Below are 18883 nucleotides of genomic sequence, written 5' to 3'. Positions count from 1 at the left end.
TATTTTTTACTTCAAGTCATAAAGCCAGTCGTCACCGTCTTTGTAGTAAAAGAATTCACTGAGATTCTCTTCTAAAAAAACACGAAGCATATCAGACATATCATCAGTAGCAAGTTTTAGATGAGAAAGATTTTCAAAGTTCTCCCACCAAACTTTCCCTTCGTCTGAAGACTGGAGTTCACCAGAAAAGTGTTCTGTTTTGTAAAAGAGGACTACATAACGATAATCCTTGTCATCGTACCAGTTTTTGATACCACAGAGTTGGGGTTTGGAAATGGTCAGACCAGTTTCTTCTTTCACTTCACGAATGACAGCATCGACAAAGGATTCGCCATGTTCAACATGACCGCCAGGAAAAGTAATACCAGGCCAGTCAGGATTAACTCGGTCTTGGACCAGGACCTTGTCTCCATTTTGAATCATACACATATTGACAAATTCAACTGTTTCTCTTCTATTCATTCTTCACTACCTTTGATTTTTAATCATAATGCAGACTTCCTGCCACCCAGCCGGTGCAGAGGGCAGAAGTAATGTTAAAGCCACCCGTGTGGGCATTGATATCCAGTACCTCGCCAGCAAAGTGGAGGCCAGGAACGAGCTTACTTTCAAGGGTTTTAGGATTGATTTCCTTAAGACTGACACCGCCTTTGGTGACAAAGGATTTGGCAAGAGACATTTTGCCAGTCACAGGGATTTTGAGGGCTTTGATGGACTGGAGAAGTTGTTCGCGTTCCTTTTCAGTCAGTTGTTTGACTTTATCAGGATAGCCTTGCACCAAAAATTCTGCCAAGCGTTCTGGAAGCAAGGTTCTTAAAGTATTCTTCAAGGATTTTTCCCGATTTTCTTCTAGAAATGTAATCAAGTCCTTCTCAGAAAGTTGGGGCAAAACATCTAGCGAGAGAACCTCCCCGCCCTTGACAAAACTAGACATACGCAAGGCAGCAGGGCCCGACAAACCAAAGTGGGTAAAGAGCAGATCGTGAGTGATGACATGCTTACCATAGCTTAAGGTCACATCGTCTAGTGAAATCCCTTGAAGCGCTTTGTGTGGAAAATCAGTCAACAAAGGACTTTCAGCGGCTTCAAGCTCAGTAATGGTATGCTTAAAATGGCGGGCAATCTCATGTCCAAAACCAGTCGAACCAGTAGAAGGATAGGATTTACCACCAGTTGTGACAATGAGTTTTTCACAAGTGAAGGTTTGGTCTGCGGACTTAAGGACAAACTGGTCGTCTATCTTTTTAACCGAAACAATTTCTGTTTGAGTAGCAACTTGACCACCGAGCTCAGTGATTTTCTTTTCTAGTGTCTTGATAATAGTCCGAGACTTATCACTAGCAGGAAAGACGCGTCCGTGGTCCTCGACCTTAAGTTTAACACCATTTTCCGTAAAAAAGTTGATGATATCGTGGTTATCAAACTGGGAAAAGACACTGTATAAAAAGCGCCCGTTACCAGGAATTCCAGCCATTAGGTCATCTAAGGTTCCATTGTTGGTTACATTACAACGACCACCACCCGTTCCAGCTAATTTTTTTCCAAGTTTGCGATTTTTTTCGATGAGAAGAGTTTTCTGACCATAAAAGCTACTGGAAATGGTAGCCATCATGCCAGCAGGTCCACCACCGATGACAATAGTATCAAAATGTTTCATAGCTCTATTGTACCACAAAAAACAAGAGATGCTTGGCATCTCTTGTTGCTCATAATCTTAGTTAATTTCATATCCCATCAACAAACCGCCATCTTCTGCATAGAAACTGCAGAGACCAGACGTAGGGATGATTTTGATATCCGCTTGCGGGAAGGTTTCCAGCAAGCGTTCTGACAATTGCTGACAGAATTTTTCATTGCTGCGATGAGCCATGACGATACGGCCACCAGCGTAGCCAGCCTTGATGAGTTCTTCATAGGCTGCTTGAAGGGATTTTTTTGGTCCACGCGCTTTTTGGAGTAGTTCTAGGGTTCCAGTTTCACTTGCTTCCCCAACCATACGGATGTTGAGAAGACCGACAACTGTACCGATAAGCTTACTCAAACGGCCATTTTTTACCAAGTTATCAACCTTAGCGAGGACAAAGAGCAACTTCGTTTTTTCTTGGTAGGCTGTAATCGCTTCAACAATTTCCTCATAAGAAAGTCCTTGATCAATCAAACTATTGATTTTCTCGACAATCAAGTCAACCTCACCACCTGCAGACAATGTATCGATCACATGAATCTGAGTGTCAGGATGTTCTTCAAGATAGATATTCTTAGCGAGCTGTGCACTATTATGGCTACCTGAAAGAGTACCAGTAATGGTAACGACAAAGATATGCTTAGCACCTTCAAATGCACGTAAGTAATCATCAGGGCTAGGACAAGCTGATTTTGAAGCCTCAGAAGTCACATACATGGTTTCCATCATGTGGTCAATGTCAAGATTGGCATCATCGATAAAGACCTGATCAGCTACTTGAATGGTTAAAGGAACACTAACAAATTCAGTATCAATAGCAGGAGTTGCCAGTTGACGATAATCACAACCAGAGTCAGCTACAATCTTCCAAGTCATAGAAATTCTCCATCTTTGTCACTTATACATTGACAAAGGTTCTGTCTTTTTTTACAATTATATCATGAAAGCCCTTGAAACAAAAGTACCACCTCTCTGTTGTCACAAGTAGAAAGAAATTGTTATGTCTGAACGTAAAATATCTGAAAAATCTCTTGAAAATCTCAGAAAATCAAATCAAGAATCCAATTTTTTAACCAGAGAAGCAATCGAGACGGCTCTTTTGCAACTTCTAGAGAAAAAAGACTTGGCCAAGATCAGTATTTCGGAGCTGGTCAAACGGGCGGGCGTCTCTCGTGCTGCCTTCTATCGTAACTATGACTCCAAAGAAGAGATTTTGGAAAGTGTTTTTAAACGCAGTGTCCATAACATTATGGAACAGTTGAGCCACTACGATGTCAAAACAGACCTTTATCTAGTCTGGGTACACCTTTTCCGCGCAGCCAAGAAAGAAGCTAAGGTTATCCAACTTGCTCTGGACTACCACTTGGAAAAGATTTTCGTCCAAGCCATGCAGGAATTTTTGGAAAAATACCACGGAAAATCAAAAGGTGTCAGCAGCTACCTTCATTCCTTTTGGAGTTCTGCCATCGTATCGGTTCTGCTCAAATGGATCAAGGATGGCATGAAGGTTCCGGCTGAAAAGATTGCAGATTTACGCTTGCCATTTTTCAAAAAGTAGAGGATAAGGAGAAGACTTATGACAGAAAAAAGACTGGCTTGGGATGAGTACTTTGCAGCCCAGGCTTTACTGATTGCCAATCGTTCGACCTGCAAACGTGCCAAGGTGGGAGCTGTCCTCGTTAAGGATAATAAAGTCATTTCAACTGGCTATAATGGTTCCGTATCAGGAACGGAGCACTGTATTGACCACGAATGTCTGGTCATTGAAGGTCACTGTGTCCGAACCCTTCACGCCGAGGTTAATGCCATCTTGCAAGGAGCTGAACGAGGGGTCCCCAGAGGATTTACAGCCTATGTGACACATTTCCCTTGTCTGAACTGCACCAAACAACTGCTACAAGTTGGTTGCAAGCGCGTGGTTTATATCAACCAGTACCGAATGGATGACTATGCCCAGTACCTTTATCAAGAAAAAGGCACCGAGTTAACCCATTTACCATTCGAGACTGTTCAGACAGCTCTCCAAGAGGCAGATTTGATTTAAAAATTAATAAAAATAAATGGTTTAGACAGCTTTTTAAACCGTTTTTTGATATAATAAGAAGAATAAATTGAAAGAAGGAACTCAGAAAATGGGAAAAATTGAAGTCATTAATCATCCACTCATTCAACACAAATTGTCAATCTTGCGTCGTACAGACACTTCTACAAAAGCTTTTCGTGAGCTAGTAGATGAGATTGCAATGTTGATGGGATATGAAGTACTTCGTGATCTTCCACTTGAAGATGTGGAAATCGAAACACCTATCACAAAGACCGTTCAAAAACAATTGGCTGGGAAAAAATTGGCGATTGTCCCAATCTTGCGCGCAGGTATCGGGATGGTAGATGGCCTCTTGAGCTTGGTTCCAGCAGCCAAAGTTGGTCATATCGGTATGTACCGTGATGAAGAAACCCTTCAACCAGTTGAATACTTGGTGAAATTGCCTGAGGATATTGACCAACGTCAAATCTTTGTCGTTGATCCAATGTTGGCAACAGGTGGTTCAGCAATCTTGGCAGTAGATTCCCTTAAAAAACGTGGCGCTTCAAATATCAAGTTTGTCTGCCTAGTATCTGCTCCAGAAGGAGTGAAAGCTCTTCAAGAAGCACACCCAGATGTAGAAATTTTTACAGCAGCCTTGGATGAACGCTTGAACGAACACGGTTATATCGTTCCAGGTCTTGGAGATGCTGGAGACCGCTTGTTCGGTACCAAATAAGATAGCAAGTAAATACTGAAATTAGAAGTTCGTTTTTGACTTGAAAGGAGGTTGAGTTTTTGTTTCTGTTTAGAGAATAGAGCAAAAATTTGACCTTTTTTGACCAAAAAGATATAATAGTTTTGTATTGAGTCGTAAGACTAAGAAAATTCAACATAAAAGGAGAAATGAATGATTCCTGTAGTTATTGAACAAACAAGCCGTGGAGAACGTTCATATGATATTTACTCCCGTCTTTTGAAAGACCGCATCATCATGCTAACAGGTCCAGTCGAAGACAATATGGCTAACTCTGTTATTGCCCAGTTGCTCTTCTTGGATGCCCAAGACAGCACAAAAGATATTTACCTTTATGTCAACACACCTGGAGGCTCTGTGTCAGCTGGTTTGGCAATCGTTGATACCATGAACTTTATCAAGGCTGATGTCCAAACCATCGTGATGGGAATGGCTGCATCTATGGGGACTGTTATTGCATCAAGTGGAGCAAAAGGCAAACGCTTCATGCTTCCAAATGCAGAATACATGATTCACCAACCAATGGGTGGAACCGGTGGTGGTACCCAACAGACAGATATGGCAATTGCTGCAGAACACTTGCTTAAAACCCGTAAGACATTGGAAAAAATCCTTGCAGATAACTCTGGTAAATCAGTTGAGCAAATTCATGCTGACGCTGAACGTGATTACTGGATGAGTGCCCAAGAAACACTTGAATATGGCTTTATTGATGAAATCATGGCCAATAATTCGTTAAGCTGAACAACCTAGAAAGCAAACTCGACGGAGTTTGCTTTTTTTGATATAATAGGAGAAGATTTCTTAGAAAGAGGATTCCTCATGTTTGAAAAAACAAATCGATCAGGATTAATCATCTATCTCTACTATAATCGAGATGCAAAAAAAATTCAGGAATACGGTGATATCTGTTACCACTCTAAAAAACATCGTTACTTGCAACTCTATGTTTCAACTGAGGAGCTAGATGACTTAGTTGAGAGATTAGGTAAGGAAAAATATATCAAGAAAATTAGACGTTGCCATATTCAAGAGCTAGAAACTCCCTTCGTTGGGAATCTCTATCGGACTGAAGAAAACGTTATCATTTAAAAAAGTTGAACAAATACATTGACAATTTTCTGATAATTCGGTATATTCTTAACATACAATTTTTGAAACAACTATAAGGAGATTAAAAATGAAGAAAAAATTTGCCCTATCTTTTGTGGCTCTTGCTAGTGTGGCTCTTCTTGCTGCCTGTGGAGAGGTCAAGTCAGGAGCGTCAAACACAACTGGAAATCCAGTAGACGAAAAAACAATTAAAATCGGTTTTAACTTTGAAGAGACAGGTGCTGTGGCAGCTTACGGTACAGCTGAACAAAAAGGTGCCCAACTTGCCGTAGACGAAATCAATGCTGCAGGTGGAATTGATGGGAAACAAATCGAAGTTGTAGACAAAGACAACAAGTCAGAAACTGCTGAAGCAGCTTCTGTTACAACAAACCTTGTTACCCAATCAAAAGTAGCAGCTATTGTAGGACCGGCGACATCTGGTGCAACTGCTGCAGCTGTAGCTAACGCTACTAAAGCTGGAGTGCCATTGATTTCACCAAGCGCTACTCAAGACGGTTTGACTAAAGGTCAAGATTACCTATTTATCGGAACATTCCAAGATAGCTTCCAAGGGAAGATTATTTCTAACTATGTAACAAATAAATTGAATGCTAAGAAGGTTGTTCTTTATACTGACAATGCTAGTGACTATGCTAAAGGTATTGCTAAATCTTTCCGCGAATCCTATAAGGGTGAGATTGTAGCAGATGAAACGTTTGTAGCAGGTGATACTGACTTCCAAGCAGCCCTTACTAAAATGAAAGGGAAAGAGTTTGATGCTATCGTTGTTCCAGGTTACTACACAGAAGCTGGTAAAATTGTAAACCAAGCACGTGGTATGGGAATTGATAAACCAATCGTTGGTGGTGATGGATTTAATGGTGAAGAATTTGTTCAACAAGCAACTGCTGAAAGAGCATCAAACATTTACTTCATCTCAGGATTCTCAACTACCGTTGATGTTTCTGCAAAAGCTAAAGCTTTCCTTGAAGCATACCGTGCTAAATACAACGAAGAGCCTTCAACATTCTCAGCTTTAGCCTATGACTCAGTTTACCTAGTAGCAAATGCTGCAAAAGGTGCTAAAAACTCAGGTGAAATCAAGGACAACCTTGCTAAAACCAAAGATTTTGATGGTGTAACTGGTCAAACAAGCTTTGATGCTGACCACAATACAGTGAAAACTGCTTACATGATGACCATGAACAATGGTAAAGTTGAAGAAGCAGAAGTTGTAAAACCATAACATTAGAATAGTAATTGAAATGGGGAATGAGCCTTTGACTCACTCCCTGTTTCAGTGTTTATGAACTTGTGAAAATAATGAAATTTTCTAAAAAATAAGGATAGAAAAGAGTGAATGCTATGCTCCAACAACTTGTGAATGGTCTAATTCTGGGTAGTGTTTATGCACTGTTAGCTCTGGGTTATACCATGGTTTATGGAATTATCAAACTCATCAACTTCGCCCATGGCGATATTTACATGATGGGTGCCTTTATTGGTTACTTTTTGATTAATTCTTTCCAAATGGATTTCTTTTTAGCTTTAATTATTTCAATGGTAGGAACCGCACTACTTGGTGTTGTGATCGAGTTTCTTGCCTACCGTCCTTTACGACACTCTACACGTATTGCTGTATTGATTACTGCCATCGGAGTGTCTTTCCTACTGGAATACGGAATGGTTTATCTAGTAGGCGCCAATACTCGTGCCTTCCCTCAAGCAATTGAAACAGTCCGCTTTGACTTGGGACCAATTAGTTTGACAAATGTTCAATTGATGATTTTAGCAGTTTCTGTACTCTTGATGGTTTTATTGCAATTGATCGTCCAAAAAACAAAAATGGGGAAAGCCATGCGTGCGGTATCAGTTGATAGTGACGCAGCTCAATTGATGGGAATTAATGTAAACCGTACAATCAGCTTTACCTTTGCTTTGGGTTCAGCCCTTGCTGGTGCAGCAGGTGTCCTCATTGCCCTTTACTACAACTCTCTTGAACCTTTGATGGGTGTGACTCCAGGTCTAAAATCATTCGTTGCGGCCGTACTGGGTGGTATCGGGATTATTCCTGGTGCAGCTCTAGGGGGATTTGTGATCGGCTTGTTGGAAACATTTGCTACTGCCTTCGGTATGTCTGATTTCCGTGATGCTATCGTATATGGAATCTTGCTTTTGATTCTGATTGTTCGACCTGCAGGTATCCTTGGTAAGAATGTGAAAGAGAAGGTGTAAACAATGAAGACAAATCTTAAAGTAAATATTCTCTGGTTATTCCTTCTGTTAGCGGGTTATGGATTGATTAGTGTACTGGTTTCTGCTGGTGTTCTCAATCTATTCCATGTCCAAATTTTAGAACAAATTGGAATTAATATCATCCTTGCAGTAGGTTTGAACTTAATCGTTGGTTTTTCAGGACAATTCTCACTCGGTCATGCAGGTTTTATGGCGATTGGGGCTTATGCAGCAGCGATTATTGGTTCAAAATCACCAACCTATGGTGCCTTCTTTGGAGCGATGGTCTTGGGCGCTTTGATTTCTGGTGCAGTTGCTTTGCTCGTTGGGATTCCAACGCTTCGTTTGAAGGGTGACTACCTGGCTGTTGCGACACTGGGTGTTTCAGAAATCATTCGTATCTTTATCATTAATGGTGGAAGTTTGACCAATGGTGCTGCTGGTATCTTGGGTATTCCAAACTTTACCAACTGGCAAATGGTTTATCTATTTGTGGTGATCACAACTATTGCAACTCTCAACTTCCTACGTAGTCCAATTGGACGCTCTACTCTATCTGTTCGTGAGGATGAGATTGCTGCAGAATCCGTTGGGGTAAACACTACAAAGATCAAGATTATCGCTTTTGTCTTTGGAGCTATTACAGCTAGTATTGCTGGTTCACTTCAGGCCGGTTTTATCGGATCTGTTGTTCCAAAAGATTACACCTTTATTAATTCCATCAACGTGTTGATTATCGTTGTATTTGGTGGACTCGGATCGATTACTGGTACCATCGTTTCAGCGATTGTTTTAGGAATTTTAAATATGCTCCTTCAAGATGTAGCTAGCGTACGTATGATCATCTACGCCTTGGCTCTTGTATTGGTTATGATTTTCAGACCAGGTGGACTTCTTGGGACATGGGAATTGAGTCTATCGCGTTTCTTTAAAAAATCGAAGAAGGAGGGACAAAACTAATGGCACTACTTGAAGTTAAACAGTTAACTAAACATTTTGGCGGTCTAACAGCTGTTGGAGATGTCACTCTTGAATTGAACGAGGGAGAGTTAGTTGGTCTGATTGGACCAAACGGGGCTGGTAAAACAACCCTTTTCAATCTTCTGACCGGCGTTTATGAACCAAGCGAAGGTACTGTGACACTAGATGGCCACCTCCTAAATGGGAAAACTCCCTACAAAATCGCTTCCCTTGGTCTCAGTCGTACTTTCCAAAATATTCGTTTGTTCAAGGACTTGACAGTTTTGGAAAATGTTTTGATTGCGTTTAGCAATCATCATAAACAACATGTCCTTGCGAGCTTTCTACGTCTACCAGCTTTTTATAAGAACGAGGAAGAATTAAAAAGCAAAGCTTTGGACTTGTTGAAGATTTTTGATTTGGATAGTGACGCAAATACTCTTGCCAAGAATCTGGCCTATGGTCAACAACGTCGATTAGAAATCGTTCGTGCTCTGGCAACCGAACCCAAGATTCTCTTTTTGGACGAACCTGCAGCTGGTATGAATCCACAAGAAACAGCTGAATTGACAGAATTGATCCGTCGTATCAAAGATGAATTTAAAATTACCATCATGCTGATTGAACATGACATGAATTTGGTTATGGAAGTCACTGAGCGTATCTATGTTCTTGAATATGGTCGGTTGATCGCTCATGGGACTCCGGATGAGATCAAGAACAACAAACGCGTTATCGAAGCTTATCTAGGAGGTGAAGCCTGATGTCTATGTTAAAAGTTGAAAACCTCTCTGTGCATTACGGTATGATCCAAGCAGTTCGTGATGTAAGTTTCGAGGTTAATGAAGGTGAAGTTGTTTCCCTTATCGGTGCCAATGGTGCCGGTAAAACAACCATTCTTCGTACCCTTTCAGGTTTGGTTCGTCCAAGTGCTGGTAAAATTGAGTTTTTGGGAAAAGAAATTCAAAAGTTGCCTGCGCAAAAAATCGTGGCAAGTGGCCTTTCACAAGTCCCTGAGGGACGCCATGTTTTTCCAGGCTTGACTGTTATGGAAAACTTGGAAATGGGAGCCTTTTTAAAGAAAAATCGTGAAGAAAATCAAGCTAACTTGAAAAAAGTTTTCTCACGCTTCCCACGTCTTGAAGAGCGTAAAAACCAAGATGCGGCAACTCTTTCAGGTGGTGAACAGCAGATGCTGGCTATGGGACGCGCTCTCATGTCTACACCTAAGCTCCTTCTCTTGGATGAGCCGTCAATGGGACTTGCCCCGATCTTTATCCAAGAAATTTTCGATATCATTCAAGATATTCAGAAGCAAGGAACAACGGTTCTCCTAATTGAACAGAACGCTAACAAGGCCCTTGCTATCTCTGACCGAGGTTATGTACTTGAAACAGGCAAGATCGTCCTATCAGGAACAGGAAAAGAACTCGCAGCATCAGATGAAGTCAGAAAAGCATATCTAGGTGGCTAAAAAGGTCCCGGGGACCTTTTTAGTCGGTAGATAAGGATTGCGCAAGCAATCTCTCTATAGTCCGGGGGACCTTTTTAGTCGGAGGATAAGGATTGCATAAGCAATTCTCCTCTAGTCTGAGAGACTAGTTTAGGTTGTGGATGGAGATTGCGCACGTAATCCCTCTATAGTCTGGGTGACCTTTTTAGTCGGCGGATAAGGATTGCAATCAAGCGAAACCTAATACGACTACTTATCAAAAATATAAAATATTTCAGGGCTCCAGATTAAGGAGCTCTTTTATTTATATGTTTTTTGAGGAAAGGGAAGAAGGTCTTAATTTTTACTCATTGTTTCCCTATTTGAATTGACAGTCATTTTTGTTCATATTATAATATGAGTAAGAAAAAATTGAACAGGAGGACTAAGAATGCTAACAGAAAAACAATTTAAACTTTTGCGTTTTATGTTGATACATAAAGAAAAGACCTTTACTCAGAGACAGTTAGCTGAAGAGTTAGACCTATCTTTAGGGACAATTAACACATTATTGAAAAAACTAAAAGAAGAGAAGTGGGTTGATGAGGAACTTCACTTAACTGAACTAGACCAGAAAGTTTTAGAACCCTATCGAGTAAAAAATGCCATTATAATGGCTGCTGGCATGAGTAGTCGTTTTGCTCCTTTGTCTTATGAGATTCCTAAAGGATTACTTCAAGTCAAGGGGGAACGCTTGATAGAGAGGGAAATCAGACAACTGCAAGAAGCGGGAATAGAAGATATAACCGTTATTGTAGGCTATCTTCAAGAAAAAATGTTCTATCTTGCAGAGAAGTTTGGTGTAAAAATTGTAGTAAATAATGATTACTACAAATATAATAACTGTTCATCTCTTATGTTGGTTAAAGATCAACTTTCCAACACGTATATTTGTTCATCGGATAATTATTTTGTGGAAAATCCTTTTGAGCAATATATTTATAGGGGTTACTACTCGACGGTATTTGCAGAAGGTCAAACGGACGAATATTGTGCTATAGAGGATTCGAATCACACCATCATTGATATCCAGATTGGTGGAGAAAATACTTGGGCCATGGTGGGGCACGTTTATTTTGACCGTGCATTTAGCGAGAAATTCAAGGAAATTTTAGAAACCGAGTTTAAGCACGAACCTTATCGGGAACAGCTTTGGGAGGATTATTATAGTCGGCATGTCAAGGAACTCCTTTTAGAAGCTCGTCACTATTCAGCGGATATTGTTAAAGAATTTGATTCACTAGATGAACTCCGTCAATTTGATGAACGTTATTTGGTAAATGCAGACTCAGCTATTATCGATAATATCTGTAAGACATTAAAGTGTGTGGCTTCAGATATTGTCAATATCAAACCTCTAAAAGATGGGTTAACCAACACATCATTTTCATTTGACTGTCTAGGAAAAAGATATGTTTACCGTCATCCGGGCAGGGGAACGGAAAATTATATCGACCGAGCTAGTGAAGCAGCTTCTATGGAAATTGCTGCAAAATTAAAGATTGACCGTACCTTCGTAGCCATGAACAAGGATGAGGGCTGGAAAATTTCAGAATTTATTCCCAATGCTAAGCAACTGGATTATGATAATTGGGATGATGTGGCACAAGCAATGGACCTCTTGAGACGGTTACACCAATCTGGAGAAAAAACGGAACATTCCTTTGACCAATTTGAAGGAATCGATGATTTTAGAGAAAAATTGAAGGCTAGAAATCGATTTGAATTTGATGGCCTCGAGGAATTGGATGAAACTGTTTCACTTCTCAAAAGTTATTTACAGAATGATCTCAAACAGGTTGTCCTTTGTCATGGAGATTCCTATAGTCCTAATTTCTTGTTGAATGAAGCAGGCGAAATGAGCTTGATTGATTGGGAATATTCTGGAATGGGAGAGCCAGCAGGAGATTTGGGCACCTTTATCGCGTGTTCCAATTATACCGTAGAGGATGCTGAAAAAGTACTGGAATTGTATTTGCAAGAAGTACCAGATAAGAAAACCAAACGTCACTATTTGGCTTATGTAGCAGTAACCTCATATTATTGGTTCTTATGGGCTTTGTTCCAGGAGAGTGTCGGAAAACCAGTTGGTGAATTTCTCTACATCTGGTATCGCTATACCAAACAATATGGACAACTAGCTCTTGATTTGTATTTGGAGGAAAACTAAGATGAAAACGACATCTGAAATTGAAGAATTAGTAGCAACTGAAACAAAGAGAAGATTGGAAGAAATGGAGTCGCCAAACTACGAGTTTGTTCAACCCTTCCTAAAAAGTGATTTCATTTTAATCATCTCCATAGTCCTAATCAACCTTATTTTGATTATCTTAGCAATGACGGGAGGAATTCAATAACATGTCTAAAATGAATGACTATATCCAACAAGAAACCATAACCGGAATTGTTCCCATGACCAATAAGGATCGTCAGTATTCTTTCTGGGATCTCTTTCTATCGACAAGTGGTTTTGCCATTGCTACTTGGTGTTATACCCAAGGGGCTTATGTAGCTCAATATTTGACCTTTAATCAAATGTTGATAAATATTTTTAGCTTTAACATTATCTGGGTTTTTATTGAATGTCTCCCTATTTTGTTTGCGGTTAAGTATGGAATTGATTTGTGGATTTGGTTGAGAGCTGTTCTAGGAAAAAGAGGTGTAGCCCTGTTATCAACCATTATTAGCTTGGCTAACTTTGGATGGTATGCTGTTGCGGCCAATCTTTTTGCCAGTTCCATGATCCATTTGGCAAATAATTTTGGTCTTGGTTTGGACAAGGGAATATGGGCGCCTATTCTTGGTACCCTCTGTGTTCTTCTTGGGACTCTCATTGCTCTTGGAGGCCCGGAAGTGATTAAATGGACCAATCGCTTTTTGGTTATCGCCTTATTGATTGTCGGTCTGATTATCGTTGGAATCTGCTTTGTCGCCGTTCCTATAACGGATATTATGAATATCCAACCAGCCACTCAAGGAGATTTGACGCCATTAGAACGCTTCATGCTCTCTGGAGAAGGAAATGTTGCCTTTGCCTTTTCTTGGTCTACACAGGCATTGGTGTTACCGCGTTTAGCAAAATCAGAACGCAGTGGTTATTGGGCTACAGCCTTATCATACGGAGTTGTGGCTCCATTCTTCGTTGCGACAGGTGGAGTCATGGCTCTAGCCATGTTTGTCAAAACAGGTGTTTATGAAAGTGATCCAACAACCATGCTATCAACTCTAAGCACCCCGGCCTTTGCCCTCTTAAGTCTACTACTAGTAGCCTTTGCCAATATTGGAACCCAGGGGACAGGATCATACGTGAACTGTATGATTGTCAAAAGTGGGATGCCCAAAGTAAGCTATAAACTAATGGTTTGGATTGCCATGGTTTACGTGAGTCTACTCACTATCTGGGGAGGAGTAGAAGAGTATTTCGGATCCTTCATCTCCCTAGCCGCCTATATTCAGGGGCCAATTATTGGTATGATTGTTGTCGATTATTTTATCTTAAGAAAACGAAAACTCGACTTGCGTTCAGCCTATTTCCTTGAAGGGCATGACGCCTACGAATTTACTAAAGGATTTAACTTAGTTGGCTTGTCTTGCGTATTTATCTCCTTATTGGTAGCGGTACTATTTGTTTACAACCCTGTAACTGCACAAATTCAAAGTCCAATCTTTTTAATCACAACGGGTAGCGGATTTACTGCGCTATTTGGCGGTCTACTATATTGGCTAGCCAGTCTTAGCCCACTGAAACGTTATATGATAAAAGATCGAGACACTGTTACGATTTAAGAAGAGAGGGGAATACGGTTCCCTCTTAATTTATACTGGCATTTTATGCAAATTTCTCAGATTATTCAAAATCTTGAAAAAGAGATGAAAGCGTTTGATAGATTTTCTAAGAAAGTGTATAATAAAAGTAGCAATATAGAAGGAGAAGTCTCATGGCAGTTAAAGATTTCATGACCCGTAAGGTAGTTTATATCAGTCCAGATACGACTGTAGCACACGCAGCAGATTTGATGCGCGAGCAAGGTTTGCACCGTTTACCTGTTATCGAAAACGATCAATTAGTCGGATTGGTAACAGAAGGAACCATTGCGGAAGCCAGCCCATCTAAAGCAACCAGTCTCTCTATCTATGAGATGAATTATCTTCTGAATAAAACCAAAGTAAAAGATGTAATGATTCGAGATGTCGTGACTGTTTCTGGCTATGCCAGTCTAGAAGATGCGACCTACCTGATGCTGAAAAATAAAATTGGGATATTACCAGTCGTAGACAATCATCAGGTCTACGGTGTCATTACAGATCGCGATGTTTTTCAGGCTTTCTTGGAAATCGCTGGATACGGAGAAGAGGGGATTCGTGTTCGTTTCATTACAGAAAATGAAGTCGGAGTACTGGGGAAAATTGTAGCTTTAATTGTAGAAGAGGATTTAAATATTTCCCATACTGTAAACATTCCACGTAAGGATGGCAAGGTCGTCATCGAAGTTCAAATTGATGGAAAAATCGATTTGACTGCATTAAAGGATAAGTTTGAAAAAGAAGGAATTCAAGTGGAGGAGATCACTCATACCTCTGCTAAAGTCCTTTAAACAAGAGGCTTTAGAGCCTCTTTTCTTTTGCAATCAAAAGCGGTGAAAAGCAAAATATGGAAAGAAATGAGAGATTATGGTATAATAAAACGATATGAAAAGGAGTATCTATGGACATTTCAGAAATTCGTCAAAAAATTGACGCAAATCGTGAAAAATTAGCTTCTTTTAGGGGGTCTCTTTGACCTCGAAGGCTTAGAGGAAGAGATTGCCATCTTGGAAAACAAGATGACAGAACCTGATTTTTGGAACGATAATATCGCGGCCCAAAAAACGTCGCAAGAATTAAATGAATTAAAAAACACCTACAACACCTTCCGTAAAATGGAAGAGTTGCAGGATGAAGTTGAGATTTTATTGGACTTTTTAGCAGAAGACGAGTCAGTCCATGATGAACTGGTCGAACAGTTGACAGAACTGGATAAGATGATGACCAGCTACGAGATGACCCTTCTTTTATCTGAACCCTATGACCATAATAACGCTATTTTGGAAATCCATCCAGGATCTGGTGGTACTGAGGCTCAGGACTGGGGCGATATGTTGCTCCGGATGTACACTCGTTATGGAAATGCCAAAGGCTTTAAAGTAGAAGTCTTGGATTACCAGGCTGGTGATGAAGCAGGTATCAAATCTGTGACCTTGTCTTTTGAAGGACCCAATGCATACGGCCTACTTAAATCAGAAATGGGTGTTCACCGTTTGGTCCGTATTTCGCCATTTGACTCTGCCAAACGTCGCCATACTTCATTTACATCCGTAGAGGTTATGCCTGAGTTGGATGATACCATCGAAGTGGAGATTCGTGAAGATGATATCAAAATGGATACCTTCCGTTCAGGTGGTGCTGGTGGACAGAACGTCAATAAGGTTTCAACAGGTGTGCGTTTGACACACATTCCTACGGGAACTGTCGTCCAATCAACGGTCGATCGTACCCAGTATGGAAATAGAGATCGTGCCATGAAGATGTTGCAGACTAAGCTCTATCAAATGGAGCAAGAAAAGAAAGCTGCGGAAGTTGATTCCCTTAAAGGTGAGAAAAAAGAAATCACATGGGGAAGCCAAATCCGTTCATATGTTTTCACGCCTTATACTATGGTAAAAGATCACCGTACAAGCTTTGAAGTTGCTCAGGTAGATAAGGTGATGGATGGAGACCTTGATGGTTTTATCGATGCCTACCTCAAGTGGCGAATCAGCTAAGATAGAAAGGAACTCATATGTCAATCATTGAAATGAGAGATGTTGTCAAAAAGTATGACAATGGAACGACTGCCCTGCGTGGAGTATCTGTTACCATTGAACCAGGAGAGTTTGCCTATATCGTAGGACCTTCTGGGGCAGGTAAGTCAACCTTTATTCGAGCTTTATACCGAGAAGTAAAGATCGAAAAAGGAAGCCTAACAGTTGCAGGCTTTAATTTAGTTAAAATTAAGAAGAAAGATGTCCCGCTTCTACGTCGTAGTGTCGGGGTAGTCTTTCAGGATTACAAACTCTTACCTAAGAAGACTGTTTATGAGAATATTGCCTATGCAATGGAAGTAATCGGTGAGAGCCGTCGCAACATCAAAAAACGTGTTATGGAAGTATTGGACCTGGTTGGTTTGAAACATAAGGTTCGCTCTTTCCCTAATGAACTCTCAGGTGGAGAGCAGCAACGGATTGCGATTGCTCGCGCGATTGTCAACAATCCTAAGGTATTGATTGCCGATGAGCCAACAGGAAACTTGGACCCAGATAATTCATGGGAAATTATGAATCTGTTGGAACGCATCAATCTCCAAGGTACTACTGTCTTGATGGCAACCCACAATAGCCAGATTGTAAATACCTTGCGCCACCGTGTCATTGCCATTGAAAATGGCCGTGTCGTTCGTGACGAAGCTAAAGGAGAATATGGATACGATGATTAGTAGATTTTTTCGCCATTTATTTGAATCATTAAAAAGTTTAAAACGAAATGGCTGGATGACAGTAGCAGCAGTAAGTTCGGTTATGATTACCTTGACCCTCGTTGCCCTGTTTGCATCTGTAATTTTTAATACAGCAAAACTGGCTACCGATATTGAAAACAACGTTCGGGTCATGGTTTACATTCGTAAGGATGTAGCTGATAACAGTGAGACGATTGTAAAAGAAGGTCAGACAGTTACCAATAATGACTACCACAAGGTCTATGATGCTTTGAAAGCTATACCTGCTGTTAAGAGTGTTACCTTCTCAAGTAAAGAAGAACAGTACGAAAAACTAACGGAAACAATGGGTGACGATTGGAAGGTCTTTGAAGGGGATGCCAACCCTCTCTATGATGCCTATATCGTCGATACAAATTCTCCGAGTGATGTTAAAACTGTAGCTGAAGAAGCTAAGAAAATTGAGGGAGTATCAGAAGTTCAAGATGGTGGAGCCAACACTCAACGACTTTTCGAACTAGCTTCCTTTATCCGTGTTTGGGGATTGGTTATTGCAGGGCTCTTGATTTTCATCGCAGTCTTCCTCATTTCCAATACCATTCGTATCACTATTATTTCACGTAGTCGTGAGATTCAGATCATGCGTCTTGTAGGAGCGAAAAATGGCTATATCCGTGGTCCATTCTTGCTAGAAGGTGCTTTTATTGGCTTGCTTGGTGCAGCGATTCCTTCAGTCCTTGTATTCTTTGTTTACAATATGGTTTATCAATCAGTCAATAAATCCTTGGTAGGTCAAAACTTGTCAATGATTACGCCAGATGTGTTTATCCCTCTGATGACAGTCCTATTATTTTTAATCGGAATTTTCATTGGTTCAATTGGTTCAGGAATTTCGATGCGTCGATTCTTGAAGATCTAGTTGGATTTAAATGCAAATTGCAGTACAAATCAGAAAAATAATACATATTTAAAAGAGAAGTTTTCGTAAACTTCTCTTTTTCTTTTTTAAAAATTAAAAAAAATAGACAATTTTTTTATAAAAGCCTTTACAAAAAAAATAAAAGTGGTATAATTAATACATAACCAAATGCAAACGTTTTCGTAAAACGTTTGCCTAAATAAAATAAAGGAGATTTGAATGATGAAAGCTACATTCAAAAATGTCTTGTCTTTCGAATTTTGGCAAAAATTCGGTAAGGCTTTAATGGTGGTTATCGCCGTTATGCCAGCGGCGGGATTGATGATCTCAATCGGTAAATCAATCGTGATGATCGACCCAAACCTTGCTCCTCTAGTGATTACAGGTGGAATCCTTGAGCAAATTGGTTGGGGGGTTATCGGTAACCTTCATATCTTGTTTGCCCTTGCTATTGGGGGAAGCTGGGCAAAAGAACGTGCAGGTGGTGCATTTGCAGCCGGACTTGCCTTTATCTTGATTAACCGTATCACAGGTACTATCTTTGGTGTTACAGGTGATATGTTGAAAAACCCTGAAGCAATGGTTACTACCTTCTTTGGTGATTCAATCAAGGTTGCTGACTACTTTATCAGCGTTCTTGAGGCACCAGCGCTTAACATGGGGGTTTTCGTAGGGATTATCTCTGGTTTTGTTGGAGCAACAGCTTATAACAAATACTACAACTTCCGTAAACTTCCTGATGCCCTTTCATTCTTCAATGGTAAACGTTTCGTACCATTCGTCGTTATTCTTCGTTCAGCTATTGCTGCAATTCTACTTGCTGCCTTTTGGCCAGTAGTTCAAACAGGTATCAACAACTTCGGTATTTGGATTGCCAACTCACAAGAAACTGCTCCAGTCCTTGCACCATTCTTGTATGGTACTTTGGAACGTTTGCTCTTGCCATTCGGTCTTCACCACATGTTGACAATCCCAATGAACTACACAGCTCTTGGTGGAACATACGAAGTGTTAACCGGTGCAGCAAAAGGAACACAAGTATTTGGTCAAGATCCACTTTGGCTTGCTTGGGTAACGGACCTTGTTAACCTTAAAGGTTCAAATGCCGACCAATACCAACACCTTCTTACAACAGTCACTCCAGCTCGTTTCAAAGTTGGACAAATGATCGGTTCATTTGGTATCTTGATGGGTGTCATCGTTGCTA

At 40.4% G+C, this 18883-nt stretch carries 21 protein-coding genes; 18 read left to right on the top strand and 3 right to left on the bottom strand.

The window, feature by feature from the left end; all coding sequences use genetic code 11:
- Positions 1-6: 6 nt before the first annotated feature.
- The 3 genes from HMPREF0849_RS01860 to HMPREF0849_RS01850 are packed head-to-tail and all read right to left on the bottom strand — an operon-like array spanning position 7 to position 2560.
- Positions 7-462: an 8-oxo-dGTP diphosphatase gene (locus HMPREF0849_RS01860; protein ID WP_009013516.1), complete on the bottom strand. Its 456-nt coding sequence runs from the start codon at positions 460-462 to the stop codon at positions 7-9.
- Between the two features lie 19 nt (positions 463-481).
- The gene (locus tag HMPREF0849_RS01855) at positions 482-1657 is read right to left on the bottom strand and encodes an NAD(P)/FAD-dependent oxidoreductase (protein ID WP_033605346.1); all 1176 of its coding nucleotides are present in this window, start codon (positions 1655-1657) and stop codon (positions 482-484) included.
- A 57-nt stretch (positions 1658-1714) separates the two neighbouring features.
- Positions 1715-2560: a DegV family protein gene (locus HMPREF0849_RS01850; RefSeq protein ID WP_000219951.1), complete on the bottom strand. Its 846-nt coding sequence runs from the start codon at positions 2558-2560 to the stop codon at positions 1715-1717.
- 124 nt (positions 2561-2684) lie between these two features.
- Here HMPREF0849_RS01850 and HMPREF0849_RS01845 point away from each other — a divergent pair, with 124 nt between their 5' ends.
- The 18 genes from HMPREF0849_RS01845 to HMPREF0849_RS01755 all read left to right on the top strand — a co-directional run.
- Complete coding sequence (locus HMPREF0849_RS01845) at positions 2685-3242, top strand: TetR/AcrR family transcriptional regulator (protein ID WP_000003897.1); 558 nt, start codon at positions 2685-2687, stop codon at positions 3240-3242.
- Between the two features lie 18 nt (positions 3243-3260).
- Positions 3261-3728, top strand: a complete 468-nt coding sequence (locus tag HMPREF0849_RS01840) for a deoxycytidylate deaminase (protein WP_000136992.1) — start codon at positions 3261-3263, stop codon at positions 3726-3728.
- A gap of 88 nt (positions 3729-3816) precedes the next feature.
- Positions 3817-4446: a uracil phosphoribosyltransferase gene (gene upp, locus HMPREF0849_RS01835; protein ID WP_000515974.1), complete on the top strand. Its 630-nt coding sequence runs from the start codon at positions 3817-3819 to the stop codon at positions 4444-4446.
- 171 nt (positions 4447-4617) lie between these two features.
- A complete protein-coding gene (clpP, locus tag HMPREF0849_RS01830; RefSeq protein WP_000613464.1) occupies positions 4618-5208 on the top strand; it encodes an ATP-dependent Clp protease proteolytic subunit ClpP in 591 nt (196 codons plus the stop codon).
- A 78-nt stretch (positions 5209-5286) separates the two neighbouring features.
- Positions 5287-5556 carry a YlbG family protein gene (locus HMPREF0849_RS01825; RefSeq protein WP_000462103.1) on the top strand — a complete coding sequence of 90 codons (270 nt, stop codon included), beginning with the start codon at positions 5287-5289 and terminating at the stop codon, positions 5554-5556.
- A gap of 88 nt (positions 5557-5644) precedes the next feature.
- On the top strand, positions 5645-6805 hold the full coding sequence (locus HMPREF0849_RS01820; RefSeq protein WP_000726133.1) for an ABC transporter substrate-binding protein: 1161 nt from the start codon (positions 5645-5647) through the stop codon (positions 6803-6805).
- A gap of 119 nt (positions 6806-6924) precedes the next feature.
- Positions 6925-7794, top strand: a complete 870-nt coding sequence (locus HMPREF0849_RS01815) for a branched-chain amino acid ABC transporter permease (RefSeq protein ID WP_000941415.1) — start codon at positions 6925-6927, stop codon at positions 7792-7794.
- A 3-nt stretch (positions 7795-7797) separates the two neighbouring features.
- A complete protein-coding gene (locus tag HMPREF0849_RS01810) occupies positions 7798-8754 on the top strand; it encodes a branched-chain amino acid ABC transporter permease (protein ID WP_000856262.1) in 957 nt (318 codons plus the stop codon).
- Complete coding sequence (locus HMPREF0849_RS01805; protein ID WP_001186018.1) at positions 8754-9518, top strand: ABC transporter ATP-binding protein; 765 nt, start codon at positions 8754-8756, stop codon at positions 9516-9518. The genes HMPREF0849_RS01810 and HMPREF0849_RS01805 overlap by 1 nt, the downstream gene beginning before the upstream one ends.
- The gene (locus tag HMPREF0849_RS01800; RefSeq protein WP_000062205.1) at positions 9518-10228 is read left to right on the top strand and encodes an ABC transporter ATP-binding protein; all 711 of its coding nucleotides are present in this window, start codon (positions 9518-9520) and stop codon (positions 10226-10228) included. The genes HMPREF0849_RS01805 and HMPREF0849_RS01800 overlap by 1 nt, the downstream gene beginning before the upstream one ends.
- Before the next feature lie 409 nt (positions 10229-10637).
- Positions 10638-12416: a phosphotransferase gene (locus HMPREF0849_RS01795; RefSeq protein WP_000954675.1), complete on the top strand. Its 1779-nt coding sequence runs from the start codon at positions 10638-10640 to the stop codon at positions 12414-12416.
- Between the two features lies 1 nt (position 12417).
- Entirely contained in the window at positions 12418-12603 is a 186-nt protein-coding gene (locus tag HMPREF0849_RS01790; protein WP_000859102.1) for a hypothetical protein, read from the top strand.
- A 1-nt stretch (position 12604) separates the two neighbouring features.
- The gene (locus tag HMPREF0849_RS01785) at positions 12605-14032 is read left to right on the top strand and encodes a cytosine permease (RefSeq protein ID WP_000041468.1); all 1428 of its coding nucleotides are present in this window, start codon (positions 12605-12607) and stop codon (positions 14030-14032) included.
- A 152-nt stretch (positions 14033-14184) separates the two neighbouring features.
- On the top strand, positions 14185-14841 hold the full coding sequence (locus HMPREF0849_RS01780; RefSeq protein WP_000268643.1) for a CBS domain-containing protein: 657 nt from the start codon (positions 14185-14187) through the stop codon (positions 14839-14841).
- 110 nt (positions 14842-14951) lie between these two features.
- Positions 14952-16047, top strand: a protein-coding gene (gene prfB, locus HMPREF0849_RS01770; RefSeq protein ID WP_156798266.1) for a peptide chain release factor 2 whose coding sequence is annotated in 2 segments (ribosomal slippage) — positions 14952-15023 and positions 15025-16047 — 1095 coding nt in all. Because the reading frame shifts where the segments join, the coding sequence is not laid out codon by codon here.
- A gap of 17 nt (positions 16048-16064) precedes the next feature.
- Positions 16065-16757 carry a cell division ATP-binding protein FtsE gene (gene ftsE / locus HMPREF0849_RS01765; protein WP_000022275.1) on the top strand — a complete coding sequence of 231 codons (693 nt, stop codon included), beginning with the start codon at positions 16065-16067 and terminating at the stop codon, positions 16755-16757.
- Entirely contained in the window at positions 16750-17676 is a 927-nt protein-coding gene (ftsX, locus tag HMPREF0849_RS01760; RefSeq protein ID WP_000625564.1) for a permease-like cell division protein FtsX, read from the top strand. The genes ftsE and ftsX overlap by 8 nt, the downstream gene beginning before the upstream one ends.
- 219 nt (positions 17677-17895) lie before the next feature.
- Positions 17896-18883, top strand: a 988-nt coding sequence (locus tag HMPREF0849_RS01755) for a PTS transporter subunit EIIC (RefSeq protein ID WP_000973825.1), incomplete at its 3' end; no start/stop codon positions are given.

The organism is Streptococcus sp. C300, assembly GCF_000187645.1.
In the GTDB taxonomy this organism is placed as follows: Bacteria; Bacillota; Bacilli; order Lactobacillales; family Streptococcaceae; genus Streptococcus; species Streptococcus oralis_CQ.
Note: the sequence above shows the minus strand (reverse complement) of the source record. Positions and strands in the feature narration are given on the sequence as shown.